Here is a 16648-nt window from a genome sequence, read left to right on the forward strand (position 1 = left end):
TCCACCCCTCATATCACCTGATGGGGAAGGCAGGTTGGGGTTTCACCGACTCTTCCTGGATCGGCCTGATCGCTCCTACGGTGGGCCGTGGACCCCATGGACCGCGGGGCCGGTCCACGGAGGAGGAGAACATGGGCGTACGGCGGACGGCGACGGCACGGCCGCAGGTGACCGGCTTCGGCTTCGGGATCGGCACCGGCAGAGCACGCGTCACCACGATCCCCGCGGGCCGGGAGATAGTCATCCCGCCGGGCGGCTGCACCGGCTGGCACTTCCACCGGGTGCGGCTCGAAGCCGTCGTCCTCTCGGGCACCCTGACCCGGGTCCTGCACGACCTCACCGTCGAGGTGCACCGGCCGGGGACCACCTTCGTGGAGCCCGCCGGCATCGGGCACATACACCTGGGCCACAACCTCGGCACCGAGCCGGTCGTGCTCCACGTGACCCCCCGGCTGCCCGAAGGGACCCCCTTCTCCATACCCACGCCCGCCCCCGCCGGTGCCGGCCCGCAGGTGTGCCGGCAGCACACCACGGAGCCGCAGCCAGAGCCCGTCGGCAGTACTCACACCAGTCGGCGTATCTCCCCGCGGACCCGGTAGAAGCCCCCGGAGGCCGCGTGCAGGCCGTCCACCACGTACCGGGCGCCGGCCTCCCGGATCCCCCGCGGGAACTGCACGTTCCAGGACGGCTCGAAGCCGCTCGACACCACCTGCACCCGCATCCGGCCACCCTGCTGGACGCACTCCACCACCACACCGCCCGCCGGATCCGAGGCCACCGCGGCCATCGAGACCGTCGCCACCGCCGAAGCCGACGCGGCCGGCGTGAACACGGGCAGCGCGGCCGCCGACTTCACGTCCATCGGCGCGGGCACCGAACCCTGCTGGGCCGCCGCGATCGCCTGCTCGCTCGCGTCCACGCACACCAGGGAGCCGTCCGTGGTGACGAGGTACAGCCGCCCGTCCAGGTACTGCATCGACAGCGCCGAACCGCCGCCCGTCCCCAGCTTCCACAGCCGGTGCCCGTCCGCGTCGAAGCAGTAGACCGACGAGGAGGAATCGCCGGCGAAGACGTGGCGGCCGTCGGGGGAGGTCGCGCACGAATACACCGCCGCGTCACACAGGTAGGCGGCCTCCGTCGCCCCCGAGGCCTTCGACAGCCGTTGCACGGTGTTGCGGACCGTACCCGCGTACACCGAGTGCTCCTCCTGCCAGCCGAACAGGACACCGCCGGGGGTCGCGCTGTGCCACAACTGCCCGGTGCCGTCGGCCGCGTAGGCCGTCACTCCGCCGCTGTGCCCGTGGTAGACCGCCCGCTCGTCGGCCCGGACCATCCACGCACCCGTCCCGGCGGACTTCCGCGACCACTGGTGCTCGTCCTCGTGGTCGATGACCGTCAGGCCGCCGTTCGCGTCCGAGACGTCGAGCACGCCCTCGTGGATGTCCAGCCAGTAGATGTCCACGTCCGGGGCGATGGTGTAGGCGCCGAACGGGACCTTCGAGGACAGGTCGTACACCGTGCCGTCGTCGCAGCCGGCATATATCCAGAACTCGTCCGCCACCAGGCACTTCACCCCGTCCGGCAGCGAATAGTGCGCCAGCACCTCACCGCCGTGGCTCAGCGTGTAGACGTCACCGGCCTGGTTGCCGACCCAGCAGCGGTCCTCGTCGACATGGATCCCGAAGGCCGAGGAACCGGTACGGAAACGCCACAGCACCGGCGCGACGGCACGCGCCGTCGACGGCGCCGACGTCACCTGGCGGCGCGTCACCGCACGGGAGGCGCGCTGCCCCTGCACCGCCGGGGCGTACCCCTTGCGGACCTTCTCCCCGATCTTCTTCGCGGCGGCCGCGCGGGCCTTCTCGACGGTCGGGAACGAGGAGCTCTGCAACTGGCCCGGCGCGCCGATGCGTCCGTAGCGCACGGAGACGGCGGTGCCGTCCACGATCACCTCGTAGAACTTGTGCGCCCCGCCGCCGTCCTGGGACAGCTCCAGATACGTCGTCTCCCGAGCCATGACAGACCCCTCCCCGAAAGCCGGGCCACCCGCGCCCTTTCCGCGGTGATCCCTCGTGAAAAAAGCTACGGCCGACCACTGACAATGGGCCGGTGCAGTGGGAAGCGATCACATGGCAGCGGATGGCCGAGCGTCTCGCCGGTCACCTCGACGACCCCGGCAACGCCCCCGGGCCCGGCGGCCGGCAGCGCGTGGGCATCGACGGCGCGCCCGCGGCGGACACCGGCACCCTCGCCGGGCGGCTCGCGGAGGAGCTGCGGCTGCGCGGACGCTCGGTCCTGGTGGTCCCGACCGCCGGCTTCCTGCGGCCGGCCTCCCTCCGCTTCGAGTTCGGCCGGCAGGACGTGGACGCGTACCTGGACGGCTGGTACGACACGGCCGCGCTCTGGCGGGAGGTGTTCGGCCCGACCGACCCCGGCGGCACGGGGCGGGTGCTGCCGGACCTCTGGGATCCGGTGACCGACCGGGCGACCCGCAGCCCCTACGCCCAACTCCCGGCCGGAGGTGTGCTGCTGGTGCACGGACCGCTGCTGCTGGGGCGGTGGTTCCCCTTCGACCTGAGCGTCCACGTCCGGCTGTCGGCGGGGGCGCTCGCACGGCGGACCGAGGAGTCAGAGCGGTGGACGGGGGCGGCGTTCGCCCGGTACGAGGCCGAGGTGGACCCGGCTTCCGCCGCCGATGTGGTGGTGCGGGCGGATGATCCCAGGCATCCCGCCTGGACGGGGATCCGGGGGAGCTGACCCCCGGGCGGGGCCCGGCATGGCATGGGTGCCGCTGCCCGGAGCCCTCTCCCCGCCCCGCCCCTTCTCCGGTTCCCGGGCCCTGCCCGGCTCTGTGCTGCGGACGCCGGCGGGGCCGGGTGGGGCGTTGCCCGGACCCGCGGCTCCAGCGACGGGCGTTGGCCCGGACCCGGACCTGCGCCTCGGACGTCGGTGGGGGCGGGGCCAGGTCGTGTCGTCAAGGCCCCGCCTGACCGGCGGGGCCCGCCCTTCGGGCGGACGACGCCACTTTGACGACACTCCCGCTAGGGGCGGCCGCCTGTTCGCGTTATGGCCCGGGCTGCCGCCCGGGAGCCCGCTCGGGTGGATTCCGTCGGGTCCGCGCCCTCCAGGCGGGAGGCGAGGAAGGCACCGGTGAAGGCATCGCCGGCGCCCGTGGAGTCCACCACCGGTTCGGCCGGCTGCGCGGCCGCCACCTCCGCCGTGAGCCGGCCCCGCTCGGCCACCAGTGCCCCCGCCGGGCCCCGGGTCACCACCACGAGCGGCACCCGCCGGCTCAGCGCCATCGCCGCCCGGGCCGCCCCCGACCCTTCCGGCAGCCCCGCCAGCAGCCGGGCCTCGTCCTCGTTCGGCAGCAGCAGGCCCGCGCCCGCCACGGCGTCCAGGAAGCGCTGCGGGCCCAGTGCCGCCAGGAATCCGGCCGACGCGGGATCCACGCTCACCGGCACCCCCCGCGTCCGCGCCGCCCGCAGCGCGACCAGCGCCAGCTCCCGGCTGCTGTCGGCGAAGAACAGATAACCCGACAGGTGCAGGTGCGCCGCACCGTCCAGCAGGGACGGAGCCCAGTCGGCCGGGCACAGCCGCAGCGAGGCCCCGCTGTCGGTCAGGAAGGTCCGCTCCGCGTCCTTTCCGACGAGGGCCACCACCGTCCCGGTCGGCTCCTGCGGATCGATCACCAGCCGGGGCCGCACCCCCGCGTCCACGAGCGCCCGTTCGTGCCACCGCGCCGATTCCGTGCCCACCCGCGCGAGGAGGCGCACCTCCGCGCTCCCCGTACGGGCGGCCCAGCACGCCGCGTTGGCCCCCGCGCCGCCCGGCAGGGTGCGGATGCGGGCCGCGGTGTCGGTGGCCGGAGCCAACGGCTCCGTGTGGACGGCCACCACGTCCGTCACCACGTCCCCGACGACGAGCAGCGCCCCCGCCGCCGTCATGCCCGCGCCGCCCAGGCCCCGGCGATCCGGGCACCGAGCCGCACGTTGCCGCGTACCGCCGCCAGGTTCGCCTCCAGCGAGGCCCCGCCCGTCGCCCGTACCAGGAACCCCAGAAGGAACGGCGTCACCGCCTGCCCCGTGATGCCCTGCTCGCGGCACTCGGCGAGCGCCTCGGCCAGGACCCGGTCGTGCAGCTGCGGATCCAGCTGCTCCGCGGCAGCCACCGGATTGGCCACGAGCAGCGCCGCCTCAGGTCCGCCGAGTGCGTCCTGAGCGGCCATCACCGCCGCGACCTCCTCCGGCCGGTGCACGGTCCAGTCCACCGCCTCACCGGAGTCGGCCAGGTAGAACCCGGGGAAGCGGTCCGTCCCGTAGCCGAGCACCCCGACGCCCAGCGTCTCCAGCCGCTGCAGCGTGGCCGGCACGTCAAGGATCGACTTCACCCCCGCGCAGACCACCGTGATCCGGGTGCGGGCCAGCAGGGAGAGGTCCGCCGACTCGTCCTGCGTCTGGACCCATTCACGGTGTACGCCGCCCAGGCCGCCCGTCGCGAAGACGCGCAGGCCCGCCCTGGCCGCGAGGAACGCCGTCGCGGAAACCGTCGTCGCGCCGGTCGCGCCCGTCGCCAGCGCGGGTGCCAGATCCCGGTGCCCGAGCTTGCGCACGCCGTCGCCGGCCGCGATCCGCTCCAGCTGCTCCTTGTCCAGGCCCGCGTGCGCGACGCCGTCCAGGACCGCGACCGTCGCCGGAACCGCCCCCTCCGCGCGGACCAGCTCCTCCAGTTCCAGGCCCACCTCCAGGTTGCGGGGGCGGGGCAGGCCGTGCGCGACGATCGTCGACTCCAGGGCCACCACGGGCCTGCCCCGGTCGAGCGCCTCGCGCACCTCGGCCGACAGGACCGGCCCACCGGACGGGGATTCAGTTGCTCTGTGCTGTGACATGTCCCCATCCATGGCACGGGATCGGCGGCCCCAAACGCACTCCTGTCACACCCGTCCCGAGCTGTCCGAGTAGCGTTCCCCCTGGACACGCGCGGCTACTACGACGGCTCGCCGACCGCTACGACCTCGTCCACGCGGACCGGGACGCGTCCGTCACCCGGCAGGCCGGGCCCTCTACACCCTGCTCACCGCAGCATCGGGCCCGGACCGCACAAGTCCTCGACAACGCCGGCGCCACCGGCGCCCACGCCCTCGGCGACGACGTCACGGGATCGACCTGAGCCCCCCCTGCGCCGCCCGCACCGCGAGGGAGGCCGCCGGCCGCGGACTCGCCCTGCCCGTCGCCGCGGCGCGCTGCCCCACCTGCTGACCGCACGGGACGTGCGCGTCGAACTGGCCGAAACCCTGCGGGTCCCGCGCCCCGGCCCGACTGGACAGGGTGACTCGTAGGCCGGTCCGTTCCTGGACGCTGTGGTCACCGCGCCGCGCGGGCGGGCCGATCTAGGCTGGCGGGCCATGAGCACCAGTGATCACTCCGCCGCCCCCGCAGCCGCCCCCGCCTCGTTCGCCGTCGACGTGGCGGACGTGGAGCTGGAGCCCGACGACCTCGACCCCGCGCAGATCGTCTCCGGGGATCCGGTCGTCACGGGCAAGGTCCTGTGGGAGTCGGCCGACGGCAAGCAGGTGCGCGGGATCTGGCAGATCACCCCGGGCGTCGTCACCGACGTCGAGGCGAACGAGCTGTTCGTGGTGGTCAGCGGCCGCGCCACCGTCGAGGTCGAGGGCGGCGGGACGCTGGAGGTGGGTCCGGGCTCGGCATGCGTCCTGCGCGAGGGCGACAAGACCGTATGGACCGTCCACGAGACCCTGCGCAAGGCCTACCACATCAGCTACTGACCCCCGGCGGGGGCGTCTTGGCGTCCACGGGGTGGCGGCGGGCGGTGAACAGGGCGAGCGCCGCCATCGGCAGCAGCAGCGAGGCACCGACGGCGTTCAGCCAGCCGTAGCCCGCCTGGGACATGATCACGCCGGCGGCGGCCCCGCCCACGCCCGCGGCCGTGTTCATCGTGAGGTCGCTCAGACCCTGTACGGCGGCCCGCGCGGGCTGCGGAACCGAGTCGGTCAGCAGGGCCGAGCCGGACACCATCCCCGCCGACCAGCCGAGGCCGAGCAGGAAGAGCCCGAGCGCGCTCTGGCCGTGGCTCGGCCCGGCCGTCCCGGCGAGCAGCGCGGCGGCCGACAGCAGTCCTGCGGCGAGGCCGATCACGGAGAGCCGTCCGAGACGGTCCGCGAGCCAGCCCATGAGCGGGGAGAAGGCGAACATCCCCGCGATGTGACCGCTGATCACAAGACCGACGAGCTCCAGCCCGGCACCGTGGTGGCCGAGGTCCATCGGCGTCATGACCATGATCGAGACCATGGTGGTGTGGGACACGGCGACGGTGAGGAGGGCGAGCCGGGCCCGCGGCGAGGCCCGCACGGCGGCGATCCCGGCGCGGATCGAGCGGCCCTCACGGCTCCGCTCCTCGGGTGCCGCGAGCGCCCGCGCCGTCAGCAGGGGGTCCGGGCGCAGGAGTACGGCGATCAGCGCGCCGGTCAGCACGAACACGACGGCGGCCCACACGAAGGGGCCCGCCGTCTCGGGTATGGAGGTCCCGGCGAAGCTGCGGCTCGCCGGAGCGGACAGGTTGGGGCCGAGCACCGCGCCGAGGGTGGACGCCCACACGACGACCGAGATGGCCCGGGCCCGGTGGTCCGGGGCGGCGAGGTCCGCGGCGGCGAACCGGGCCTGGAGGTTGGCGGAGGAGGCGGCGCCGAAGGCGGCCATGCCGAGCAGCAGCAGCGGGAAGCTCCTGATGGTGGCGGCGAGGACGACGAGGCCCGCCCCGACGGCGCCGATCCCGTAGGCCAGGACCAGCCCGGGGCGCCGGCCGCGCGCGGTCATCAGGGCGGCGAGCGGCAGCGAGACGAGGGCGGTGCCGATCACCGAGGCGGTGGAGGCGAAGCCGGACAGCGCCTCGGTGCCGCTGACCTCGGTGGCGAGTACGGGGGCCAGGGCGATGCTGATGGGCACGCCGAGGCCGCCGAGTATCTGGCCGGCCATGAGCACCCGGGAGGTGCGCTTGCGCAGCCGCGCGAGCTCCGGGAGGCCGAGCGGCGGGGCGGGCCGGTCCGTGCCGGGCGAGGCGGTCACGCCGTACCCCGCACTCGCGGGTGCGCGGCGCGGGGCGCGGGGGAGGCGATGGGGCCGGGTGCAGCGGCTGCAGTAGTCACCGCCGCAGTGTGCCACCCCTTACCGTCGGGCGGAACCGCGCCGTCGGCGCGGTCGGACCCGCAGGTCACAGCCGTCACAGCCGCCCGACCCGGCGGGTGCGCCCCGCACGGCGCGGGGCGGGGCGCACCCGGGGCACGCGGCGCTCAGAACAGCGGCTGCGGGAGCACTCCCTCCAGCGCGAGCAGCTGCCGCTTGGTCTCCACGCCGCCGCCGAACCCCCCGATGCCGCCGTCGTTCTCCACGACCCGGTGGCAGGGCACCACCACCGGCAGCGGGTTCGAGCCCATGGCGTTGCCCACGGCCTGGGCGGCGCCGGGCTGTCCGGCGCGGGCGGCCAGCTCCCCGTAGCCGACGACCGACCCGTAGGGCACGGAACGGTCCAGCTCCTGGAGCACCTGCCGGTTGAAGCCGGAGCTGAGGCGCCAGTCCAGCGGCAGGTCGAAGCGCCGCAGCGAACCGGCGAAGTAGGCGGCCACCTGGCGCACCGGCTCGGCCAGCAGCACCTCCTCGCCCGGCGCGGGCCTGCGGGCGTCGGCGCCCAGCCGGGAGACCAGCGGGCCCATCATCCGGTCGACCCGGTCCGGCCCGGCATGGAACTCGACCCGGACCAGCCCCTCCGGGGTCGCGGCCAGGAGCAGGGGGCCGATGTCGCTGGCGACGACGGTCCATTCGAGGTGCGGCCCGCGGGGCCGCTCGGTGCTGTCCACGCGTCCACGGTACGACCCGCCTCCGACAGACCGCTCAGAAGCCCCCGACCGCCTCCCGGACCACGTCCGGGGCGTTCGTGATGATCCCGTCCACGCCCATCTCCTGCACCTTCCGGGCGGTCGCGGCGTCGTCCACGATCCAGGTGTCCACCTCCATCGCCCTGCCGTGGGCTCCCAGCAGGCCGTGCACCGCCGCGACCCAGTCGGCCGAGATGGTGGTGTGCCACGGGTTGATCCGGTCGGTGAACTCCGCGTACCGCGGCAGGTCCGCCACGGGAGGGGTGCCCAGGAAGGCCGTCACCAGGTCGGGGCGCAGCCCGTGCACGACGCGCACGCAGTCGGCGCTGAAGCTCTGCACCACGAGGCGCCGCGCGACGTGGCGCGGGTCGAGCCAGCCCGCCTCGCCCAGCACCTTCAGGGTCTGCTCCTCGATCCCCGGGTACAGCTCCGGCCTCTTGATCTCCAGCAGCAGCCGCTGTCGGTTGCGCTGCACACGGTCGAGGTACTGCCGCAGGGTCGGCACAGCGGCGCCCGCGTACTCCTCGCCGAACCAGCTGCCCGCGTCCAGCCGGGCGATCTCGGCCGCCGTGAAGTCCTTGACCTTCCAGGGCCCCCGGTCGGGGAAGAGCTGTTCGACGTCCGTGGTCCGGGCCAGGGTGTCGTCGTGGATCACGACCAGCTCGCCGTCCTTGGTGCGCTGCACGTCGTTCTCGACCCAGGCGAAGCCCAGGCGCATCGCCAGGTCGACCGCTGCGAGGGTGTTCTCCGGGGCGTACGCCGAGGCCCCCCGGTGGGCGTACACGACGGGACCCCCCAGGCCCAGCGGTCCGGCGGCGGATCCGGGGCCGGTGGCGGCGTACGACGCCGTCCCGCCCAGCAGGGTGAGGGTGAAGCCCAGGAATGCGGCGGCGGCCGCGGCGGCGGGTCGTACGTGCATGTGCGTTCTCCTCGGGTCGTGAGCCCTGTTCCTGCGTCAGACGGGTGCGGAGCGGCAGACGTTGCGGCGATGCACTTCACCGCGATCATGGGGTTGAAGATCACAGAGCCGCCACCGAACTACGACAAACGGACCAGAACGGATGACGCCGGCCGGGCCCGGCGGGGCAGCCCGGAGCGTGCCGGGGCCCGGCGGGGAGACGTGAGTGTCGGTGGAGGGTCGTACGGTGGACTCATGCGGCCCGTATCGAAGATCGAACGCACGGTGGCGCCTTTCGAGGTCGTCAGCCCCTACCAGCCCAGCGGCGACCAGCCGGCGGCCATCGCCGAGCTGGAGAAGCGCATCCGTGCAGGTGAGAAGGATGTCGTCCTGCTGGGTGCGACCGGCACCGGCAAGTCGGCGACCACCGCCTGGATGATCGAGAAGCTCCAGCGCCCAACGCTGGTCATGGCGCCGAACAAGACGCTGGCCGCCCAGCTGGCGAACGAGTTCCGCGAGCTCCTGCCGAACAACGCCGTCGAGTACTTCGTCTCGTACTACGACTACTACCAGCCCGAGGCCTACGTACCGCAGTCGGACACGTACATCGAGAAGGACTCCTCGATCAACGAGGAGGTGGAGCGGCTGCGCCACTCCGCCACCAATTCGCTGCTGACCAGGCGGGACGTGATCGTCGTCGCCTCCGTGTCCTGCATCTACGGCCTCGGCACCCCGCAGGAGTACGTCGACCGGATGGTCGCGCTCAAGGTGGGCGAGGAGATCGACCGGGACCAGCTGCTGCGCCGCTTCGTCGACATCCAGTACACGCGCAACGACGTCGCCTTCACCCGCGGCACCTTCCGGGTCCGCGGCGACACCATCGAGATCTTCCCGGTCTACGAGGAACTGGCCGTCCGCATCGAGATGTTCGGCGACGAGATCGAGGCCCTCTCCACCCTGCACCCGCTGACCGGCGAGGTCATCAGCGAGGACCGCGAGCTCTACGTCTTCCCCGCCAGCCACTACGTCGCCGGCCCGGAGCGCATGGAGAAGGCGATCGCCGGCATCGAGGCCGAGCTGGCCGAGCGCCTCGCCGAGCTGGAGAAGCAGGGCAAGATGCTGGAGGCGCAGCGCCTGCGCATGCGCACCACCTACGACCTGGAGATGATGCGCCAGATCGGGTCCTGCTCCGGCATCGAGAACTACTCCCTGCACATGGACGACCGCGAGCGGGGATCGGCGCCCAACACCCTCATCGACTACTTCCCGGAGGACTTCCTCCTGGTCATCGACGAGTCGCACGTCACCGTGCCGCAGATCGGCGCCATGTACGAGGGCGACGCCTCCCGCAAGCGGACCCTGGTCGACCACGGCTTCCGGCTGCCGTCCGCGCTGGACAACCGGCCGCTGAAGTGGGAGGAGTTCCAGGAGCGCATCGGCCAGACCGTCTACCTGTCGGCCACCCCCGGGAAGTACGAGCTCTCCCGCGGCGACGGCTTCGTCGAACAGATCATCCGCCCCACCGGCCTCATCGACCCCGAGGTCGTGGTCAAGCCCACCGAGGGCCAGATCGACGACCTGGTGCACGAGATCCGCCAGCGCGTCGAGAAGGACGAGCGGGTCCTGGTCACCACCCTCACCAAGAAGATGGCCGAGGACCTCACGGACTACTTCCTGGAGCTCGGCATCCAGGTCCGCTACCTGCACAGCGACGTCGACACCCTGCGCCGCATCGAGCTGCTGCGCGAGCTGCGGTCCGGCGAGTTCGACGTCCTGGTCGGCATCAACCTGCTGCGCGAGGGCCTGGACCTGCCCGAGGTCTCCCTGGTGGCGATCCTCGACGCCGACAAGCAGGGCTTCCTGCGCTCGGGCACCTCCCTGATCCAGACCATCGGCCGCGCGGCGCGCAACGTCTCCGGCCAGGTCCACATGTACGCGGACATCATCACCCCGGCGATGGCCCAGGCGATCGACGAGACGAACCGGCGCCGCGAGAAGCAGGTCGCCTACAACACGGCCAACGGCATCGACCCGCAGCCGCTCCGCAAGAAGATCAACGACATCGTCGCCACCATCGCCCGCGAGGAACTGGACACCGAGCAGCTCCTCGGCACCGGATACCGGCAGGCGAAGGAGGGCAAGGGCGCCAAGGCGCCCGTGCCGGCGCTCGGCGGTCTCGCGGGCCACGCCCCGGCGGGCGCCAAGGGCGGCAGGGGCGGCAAGGGTGCGAAAGCGGCCAAGGGGGCCACGGGCACCGAGGTGCTCACCGACCGGCCGGCCGCCGAACTCGCCTCGCTCATCGAGCAGATGACCGAACGCATGCGCGCCGCCGCGGCGGAGCTCCAGTTCGAGGTCGCGGCCCGGATCCGGGACGAGGTCGGCGAGCTGAAGAAGGAGCTCCGGCAGATGAAGGAAGCGGGCCTCGCCTGAGCCGGGGGCTGTCAGTAGGGTTGGGTCACAGCCGCAGGAACACGCTGCGCACCAGTCAGCTGGGGCGGGCTATGGAGAGGGGACGCGCGTGACGGTCAACATGACCAAGGGTCAGGCCATCAGTCTGCAGAAGTCGGACGGAGGGACGCTGACCGCGGTCCGGATGGGCCTGGGCTGGCAGGCGGCCAAGCGCCGCGGACTGTTCGGCTCGCGGACGCGGGAGATCGACCTCGACGCGTCGGCGGTGCTCTTCGCCGACAAGCAGCCGGTCGACGTGGTCTTCTTCCGCCACCTGCAGAGCGACGACGGCTCGGTGCGCCACACCGGCGACAACCTCGTCGGCGGCGTCGGCCAGGGCGGGGACGACGAGGCGATCCTCGTCGACCTCCAGCGCGTGCCGGTCCACATCGACCAGATCGTCTTCACGGTGAACTCCTTCACCGGCCAGACGTTCCAGGAGGTGCAGAACGCCTTCTGCCGCATCGTCGACGAGACCAACGGCCAGGAGCTGGCCCGCTACACCCTCGACGGCGGCGGCGCGTACACCGCCCAGATCATGGCGAAGGTGTCCCGCGCGGGCACCGGCTGGCAGATGACGGCCCTGGGCAACCCGGCCAACGGCCGGACCTTCCAGGACCTGATGCCGGCGATCCTGCCGCACCTGTAGCAGTACCGGAAGAAGAGAAGAAGGCACGGGGGAGGGGCTGCACGATGACGGCCGAACTGGTCCGGGGGCAGAACCACCCCGTGTCCCAGAGCCGGGTGGAGATCAGGGTATCGGCGGGCACGCCCGTGCTGGCCCTGGCCTCACTCGCCGACGAACAGGGCCGGTTCTCCGGCAGCGAGGTCCTGGCCCACCCGGGCGCCAGGTCCCTCCCCGGCGTCCGGGCGCCGGCGGAACCCGCCGACCGGCACACCTTCGCCGTGGACCTCGAAGCCGTCGCGGCGGACGTCCACCGCGTCGGCGTGCTGCTCGTACTGCCGCCCGGCGGCCCGGTCCGCTTCGGCGCGGTCCCGGCCTCCCACGTGGCCGTGGCCGCCCCCGACGGCGGCACCGAGATCGCCGGCTACACCCTGACCGGGCTGGACGCCGAGACCGCCGTGATCGCCCTGGAGCTCTACCGCCGCCAGGGCGCATGGAAGGTCCGCGCCGTCGGCCAGGGCTACGCCGCCGGCCTCGGCGCGCTGCTCGCCGACGGCGGACTGCCCGCACCGGCCGCCGGGGAGCTGGCCGCCGCCGCGCTGCGCACCGCCGCCCCGGTGAAGGAGACGGACGCGACGCTCGCGGCCCTGCCCACCCTCGTCGGCGACCTGCGCGCCCCGCAGACCCCGCCGGCCGAGGCCCCTGCGGCCGCCCCGGAACCGGCGGACCCGCTCCCGGTCTCCGCCGTCCCGTACGCCGGCACGCCCGGCCCCGCGCCCGCCGGCGACGGCTCCCCTCCCACGATCAGCTACACCCACCCGCGCCGCCGGCGCACCAGCAGCGAGCCGCCCGAGCCGGCCCCCCGGCCCGCCGCCGCGGCGGAGCCCGGGCAGCCCCCGCGGCCGGTCGCCGGCGACGCCGGCGGCTGGTCCATGGACGAACGGCTCTACAACCAGGTGTGGGGCATGTTCGAGGACCTGGCCCGCACGGTCGCCGCCTACCGCAGCGCCGTGGAGTTCGCCGACTCCCGCATGGACCGAGAGCTCGACGACGCCCTCTCGGACCCACGCCACCGCCTCGGCGGCTCCGGCAACGGCGCCCGCGACACCGCCCGGGCCCGCCGCGAAGAACTGGTCGCCCAGGCCCAGGCCGTCCTCGACCGGGACCTCGCCCAGCTGATCGCCGAGTCGGAGGTCGTCGAGCCCGCGCTGCCGGCCCCGTACGCCCGCTGGGACAACCCGGTCTGGCACGGCCACCGCACGCCCGAGGAGGGCCCGCTGGCCCTGCGCCTGGGCGACCTGCACCTGCCCGAGCGGCCCGACCTGCGCATCCCCATGCTGGTCCGGCTCCCTCTGGAGCGCGGCCTGTGGATCGACAACGGCCGTACCGGGTCCGAGGCCGCGATGGCCATGGACACCGACCGGCTGCGCCGTGCCGCCATGGACATGGCCGTCGCCCACGCGGTCCGGCTTCTCGCGGTCCATCCCGCCGACCGGTTCTCCGTCCACGTCATCGACGCGGCCGGGGCCGCCGCCGCCTCCCTGGCGCCGCTGGTACGGGCCGGGGTGCTGGCAGCGCCGCCCGCCGCCGGGGCCGCGGGAGTCACCCGGACGCTGGCCGAGCTGACCCGGCGGGTGGACCTCGTACAGATGGCGCTGCGGGCCGGGGCCCCCCAGGACCTGCCGCCGGACGTGGACACGGCCGAGCAGCTGCTCATCGTGCACGACTTCCCGCACGGCTTCGACGACCGGGCCGTCACGCAGCTGCGCTACCTCGCCGACGAGGGCGCGGCCGTCGGCGTGCACCTGCTGATGGTCGCGGACCGCGACGAGGCCTCCGCCTACGGGCCGCTGCTGGACCCGTTGTGGCGCTCCCTGATGCGGCTGTCGCCGGTCCCGGACAACCACCTCGCCGACCCCTGGGTGCAGCACGCCTGGACCTTCGAACCGAACCTCCCGCCGCAGGGCAGCCGGGTCCTCGACCAGGCACTCGACCGGGTGGCGGAGGCCCGGCGCACTACCCGTCCGTGACCATCCTTTGGCATTCCCTTTACCTTTTCCGCCTTCGGCGGGTAAGCTCGTCAGCGCGGAGGGGAGTATTCCTGCTTTCCTGCTACGGCGTACCCGTCAATACGGACCACTGCGACACCACGAGCGCGGTCGGTCCCGGGGCGCCGGCCCACGGCCTCCAGGCCGCCCGGGTGGAAGAGACCTCCGGCAGCGATGACGCTGACGAAGTGCTGAGCCATCCGCCGGAGGCGTGTTCACCATGGAAGTTTCCTGGGCCCTTTGGGTCGCGACCATTCTCGGTCTGTCCCTCCTCATCGGTGCCGACTTCTTCATCGGCCGCAAGCCCCACGACGTGTCGATCAAGGAAGCCGGCACCTGGACGGTCGTCTGGATCGTCCTCGCCGCACTCTTCGGCCTCGGCCTGTGGTTCTTCGGGACGCCGCAGGCGTCGCAGGAGTTCTTCGCGGGCTTCATCACCGAGAAGTCCCTGAGCGTCGACAACCTCTTCGTCTTCGTCCTGATCATGGCGAAGTTCGCGGTGCCCTCCCACCTCCAGCAGCGGGTGCTGCTCGTGGGCGTGCTGATCGCGCTCGTCCTGCGCGCGATCTTCATCGCCGCCGGCGCCGCGATCATCGCCAGCTTCAGCTGGGTCTTCTACATCTTCGGCGCGTTCCTGATCTACACCGCCTGGAAGCTGATCCAGGAGGCCCGCAAGGACGAGGACGACGAGGAGTTCGAGGAGAACCGCCTCCTCAAGTCCGTCGAGAAGAAGTTCGGCGTCGCCGACCAGTACCACGGCACCAAGCTCTTCATCATCAACAACGGCAAGCGCGTGCTGACGCCGCTGATGATCGTCATGCTGGCCATCGGCACCACCGACGTGCTGTTCGCGCTGGACTCGATCCCCGCCATCTTCGGCCTCACCCAGGACCCCTACATCGTCTTCACGGCCAACGCCTTCGCGCTCATGGGTCTGCGCCAGCTGTACTTCCTCATCGGCGGCCTGCTGGAGAAGCTGGTCCACCTCAGCTACGGCCTGTCGATCATCCTGGGCTTCATCGGCGTCAAGCTGGTGCTGCACGCCCTGCACGAGTCCGGGGTGCACGTCCCGGAGATCTCGATCCCCGTCTCCCTCGGCGTCATCTGCGGTGTCCTGGTCATCACCACCATCACCAGCCTGATCGCCTCGAAGAAGCAGGCGGCGGCCGAGGCCGCCGCCCGCACCGAGAGCATCGACGCCTGACCCGGCCCGCGGAGCTCTCCGCGGGGCTACACGGGGGCGGCCGAAGCGGCCGCCCCCGTTTCCGTCTCCATTCCGTCGAAGCCCGTGCCCGTCCGCTTCTGCACCACCAGCGGGCTGGTCTCGGGCAGCAGCGCGAAGCACGCGAGGCTGACCAGGGCGATCGCGGTGAGGTACGTCGCGACGCCCCACGGCGGACCGGAGCCGTCCGCCAGCGCCGTCGCCACGATCGGGGTCAGCGCCCCGCCCAGCACCCCGCCCAGGTTGTAGCCGACGGCCGCACCCGTGCACCGGATCCGCGGGGCGTACAGCTCCGGCAGGTACGCGCCCACCACGGCGAACATCGTCACCATGCCCAGCAGCGCCACCGCGAAGCCCAGCGTCATCAGCAGCGGGTCGGCCGTCCGCATCAGCGCCACCAGCGGGAACATCCACGCGGCGCTGGCCGCGCACCCCGCCAGGCACAGCGGCCGCCGACCGTAACGGTCGCCGAGCATCGCCATCAGGGGGGTCATCAGGCCCTTGAACGCGACGGCCGCCATGATGCAGGCCAGCATCGTCGTGCGGCTCACCGAGAGGTGCTCGGTGGCGTAGGCGAGGGACCAGGTGGTGACCGCGTAGAAGACGGCGTAGCCGACGGCGAGGGCCCCGCCGGTCAGCAGGAGCAGCCGCCAGTGGCCCCGGAACACCTCGGCGAGCGGGGCGTCGGCCCGCCGCCCGGTCGCCGCGAGCGCGCGGAACTGCGGGGTCTCCTCCACCGAGCGGCGCAGCCACAGGCCCGCCAGGGCCAGCAGGCCGGCCGCCCAGAACGGCACGCGCCACCCCCAGGAAGTGAACTGGGCGTCGGTCAGCGAGGCGGAGAGCCCCAGCATCAGGCCGTTGGCCAACAGGAATCCCACCGCCGGGCCGATCTGCGGGAAACTCGCCCACAGTCCGCGCCGGCGTTCCGGCGCGTGCTCGGCGGTCAGCAGCACCGCACCACCCCACTCCCCGCCGAGCCCGAGGCCCTGGAGGAAGCGCAGCAGGAGCAGCAGCACCGGCGCGGCAATGCCGATCGTGCCGTACGTCGGTACGCAGCCGACGGCGACCGTGGCGAGGCCGGTCAGCAGCAGTGAGGCCAGCAGGACCGGGCGCCGGCCGTAGCGGTCGCCGATGTGGCCGAAGAGGGCGGATCCCAGCGGGCGGGCGAGGAAGCCGACGCCGAAGGTGCCGAAGGCGGCGAGGGTCCCGGCGAGCGGGGAGAAGGACGGGAAGAAGAGCGGCCCGAGCACGAGCGCCGCGGCCGTGCCGTAGACGAAGAAGTCGTAGAACTCGATGGCGGTCCCGGCGAGCGCGGCGGAGGCGAGCCGCAGTATGCCGGGCCGCCGGGCGGGGCCGCCGTCGTCAGCGGCCCGCGGGGCCGGAGCGGGGGCGGCGGCGGGGGCGAGGGGCGGGGAGGGGTCCTGTTGCATGCCGCACCAGATACCGCCTCCCCGTCCGCCGGGACAGGAGTTCGGCCGTCAACGACCGGAAGGAGTGCTCCGCGTCGGGAAGTTGACGC

Annotated in this window: 14 protein-coding genes; 7 read left to right on the forward strand and 7 right to left on the reverse strand. The window is 73.1% G+C overall.

Going from position 1 to position 16648, the window contains the following annotated elements; translation table 11 throughout:
- Positions 1-131: 131 nt before the first annotated feature.
- Complete coding sequence (locus tag ACZ3X1_RS25755) at positions 132-599, forward strand: cupin domain-containing protein (RefSeq protein ID WP_467281116.1); 468 nt, start codon at positions 132-134, stop codon at positions 597-599.
- Here ACZ3X1_RS25755 and ACZ3X1_RS25760 read toward each other — a convergent pair.
- Positions 563-2017 carry a WGR domain-containing protein gene (locus ACZ3X1_RS25760; protein ID WP_362631772.1) on the reverse strand — a complete coding sequence of 485 codons (1455 nt, stop codon included), beginning with the start codon at positions 2015-2017 and terminating at the stop codon, positions 563-565. The genes ACZ3X1_RS25755 and ACZ3X1_RS25760 overlap by 37 nt on opposite strands.
- A gap of 92 nt (positions 2018-2109) precedes the next feature.
- Between ACZ3X1_RS25760 and ACZ3X1_RS25765 the strand changes: the two genes are divergently transcribed.
- Entirely contained in the window at positions 2110-2757 is a 648-nt protein-coding gene (locus ACZ3X1_RS25765; RefSeq protein WP_356811958.1) for a nucleoside/nucleotide kinase family protein, read from the forward strand.
- A gap of 284 nt (positions 2758-3041) precedes the next feature.
- Here the strand turns inward: ACZ3X1_RS25765 and ACZ3X1_RS25770 are convergent, their stop codons facing one another.
- Together ACZ3X1_RS25770 and ACZ3X1_RS25775 are read right to left on the reverse strand one after the other, a co-directional pair.
- A complete protein-coding gene (locus ACZ3X1_RS25770) occupies positions 3042-3947 on the reverse strand; it encodes a carbohydrate kinase family protein (RefSeq protein ID WP_467281118.1) in 906 nt (301 codons plus the stop codon).
- Positions 3944-4888, reverse strand: a complete 945-nt coding sequence (locus ACZ3X1_RS25775) for a pseudouridine-5'-phosphate glycosidase (protein WP_467281119.1) — start codon at positions 4886-4888, stop codon at positions 3944-3946. Before ACZ3X1_RS25775 ends, ACZ3X1_RS25770 begins: the two co-directional genes overlap by 4 nt.
- A 516-nt stretch (positions 4889-5404) precedes the next feature.
- Here ACZ3X1_RS25775 and ACZ3X1_RS25780 point away from each other — a divergent pair.
- Entirely contained in the window at positions 5405-5785 is a 381-nt protein-coding gene (locus ACZ3X1_RS25780; protein ID WP_362631766.1) for a cupin domain-containing protein, read from the forward strand.
- On the opposite strand, the gene ACZ3X1_RS25785 is transcribed toward ACZ3X1_RS25780, so the two are convergent.
- From ACZ3X1_RS25785 to ACZ3X1_RS25795, 3 genes are all read right to left on the reverse strand, one after another.
- Positions 5775-6992 carry an MFS transporter gene (locus tag ACZ3X1_RS25785; protein WP_467281179.1) on the reverse strand — a complete coding sequence of 406 codons (1218 nt, stop codon included), beginning with the start codon at positions 6990-6992 and terminating at the stop codon, positions 5775-5777. The genes ACZ3X1_RS25780 and ACZ3X1_RS25785 overlap by 11 nt on opposite strands.
- A 314-nt stretch (positions 6993-7306) precedes the next feature.
- Positions 7307-7870 carry a methylated-DNA--[protein]-cysteine S-methyltransferase gene (locus ACZ3X1_RS25790; RefSeq protein ID WP_467281120.1) on the reverse strand — a complete coding sequence of 188 codons (564 nt, stop codon included), beginning with the start codon at positions 7868-7870 and terminating at the stop codon, positions 7307-7309.
- A gap of 34 nt (positions 7871-7904) precedes the next feature.
- Positions 7905-8807 (reverse strand): glycerophosphodiester phosphodiesterase, encoded by a 903-nt coding sequence (locus ACZ3X1_RS25795; RefSeq protein ID WP_467281123.1) that lies wholly within the window; start codon positions 8805-8807, stop codon positions 7905-7907.
- A gap of 234 nt (positions 8808-9041) precedes the next feature.
- Between ACZ3X1_RS25795 and uvrB the strand changes: the two genes are divergently transcribed.
- From uvrB to ACZ3X1_RS25815, 4 genes are all read left to right on the forward strand, one after another.
- The gene (uvrB, locus tag ACZ3X1_RS25800; RefSeq protein WP_356811964.1) at positions 9042-11216 is read left to right on the forward strand and encodes an excinuclease ABC subunit UvrB; all 2175 of its coding nucleotides are present in this window, start codon (positions 9042-9044) and stop codon (positions 11214-11216) included.
- An 88-nt stretch (positions 11217-11304) separates the two neighbouring features.
- Entirely contained in the window at positions 11305-11883 is a 579-nt protein-coding gene (locus ACZ3X1_RS25805) for a TerD family protein (protein ID WP_356811965.1), read from the forward strand.
- 44 nt (positions 11884-11927) lie between these two features.
- Positions 11928-13889, forward strand: coding sequence for a TerD family protein (locus tag ACZ3X1_RS25810; RefSeq protein WP_467281124.1), 1962 nt, complete (start codon positions 11928-11930; stop codon positions 13887-13889).
- Positions 13890-14127: 238 nt separating this feature from the next.
- Positions 14128-15111, forward strand: a complete 984-nt coding sequence (locus ACZ3X1_RS25815; RefSeq protein ID WP_356811967.1) for a TerC family protein — start codon at positions 14128-14130, stop codon at positions 15109-15111.
- Between the two features lie 26 nt (positions 15112-15137).
- Here the strand turns inward: ACZ3X1_RS25815 and ACZ3X1_RS25820 are convergent, their stop codons facing one another.
- Positions 15138-16463, reverse strand: coding sequence for an MFS transporter (locus tag ACZ3X1_RS25820; RefSeq protein ID WP_467281181.1), 1326 nt, complete (start codon positions 16461-16463; stop codon positions 15138-15140).
- Positions 16464-16648: the final 185 nt, after the last annotated feature.

The organism is Streptomyces sp. NPDC023541 (genome assembly GCF_055559995.1).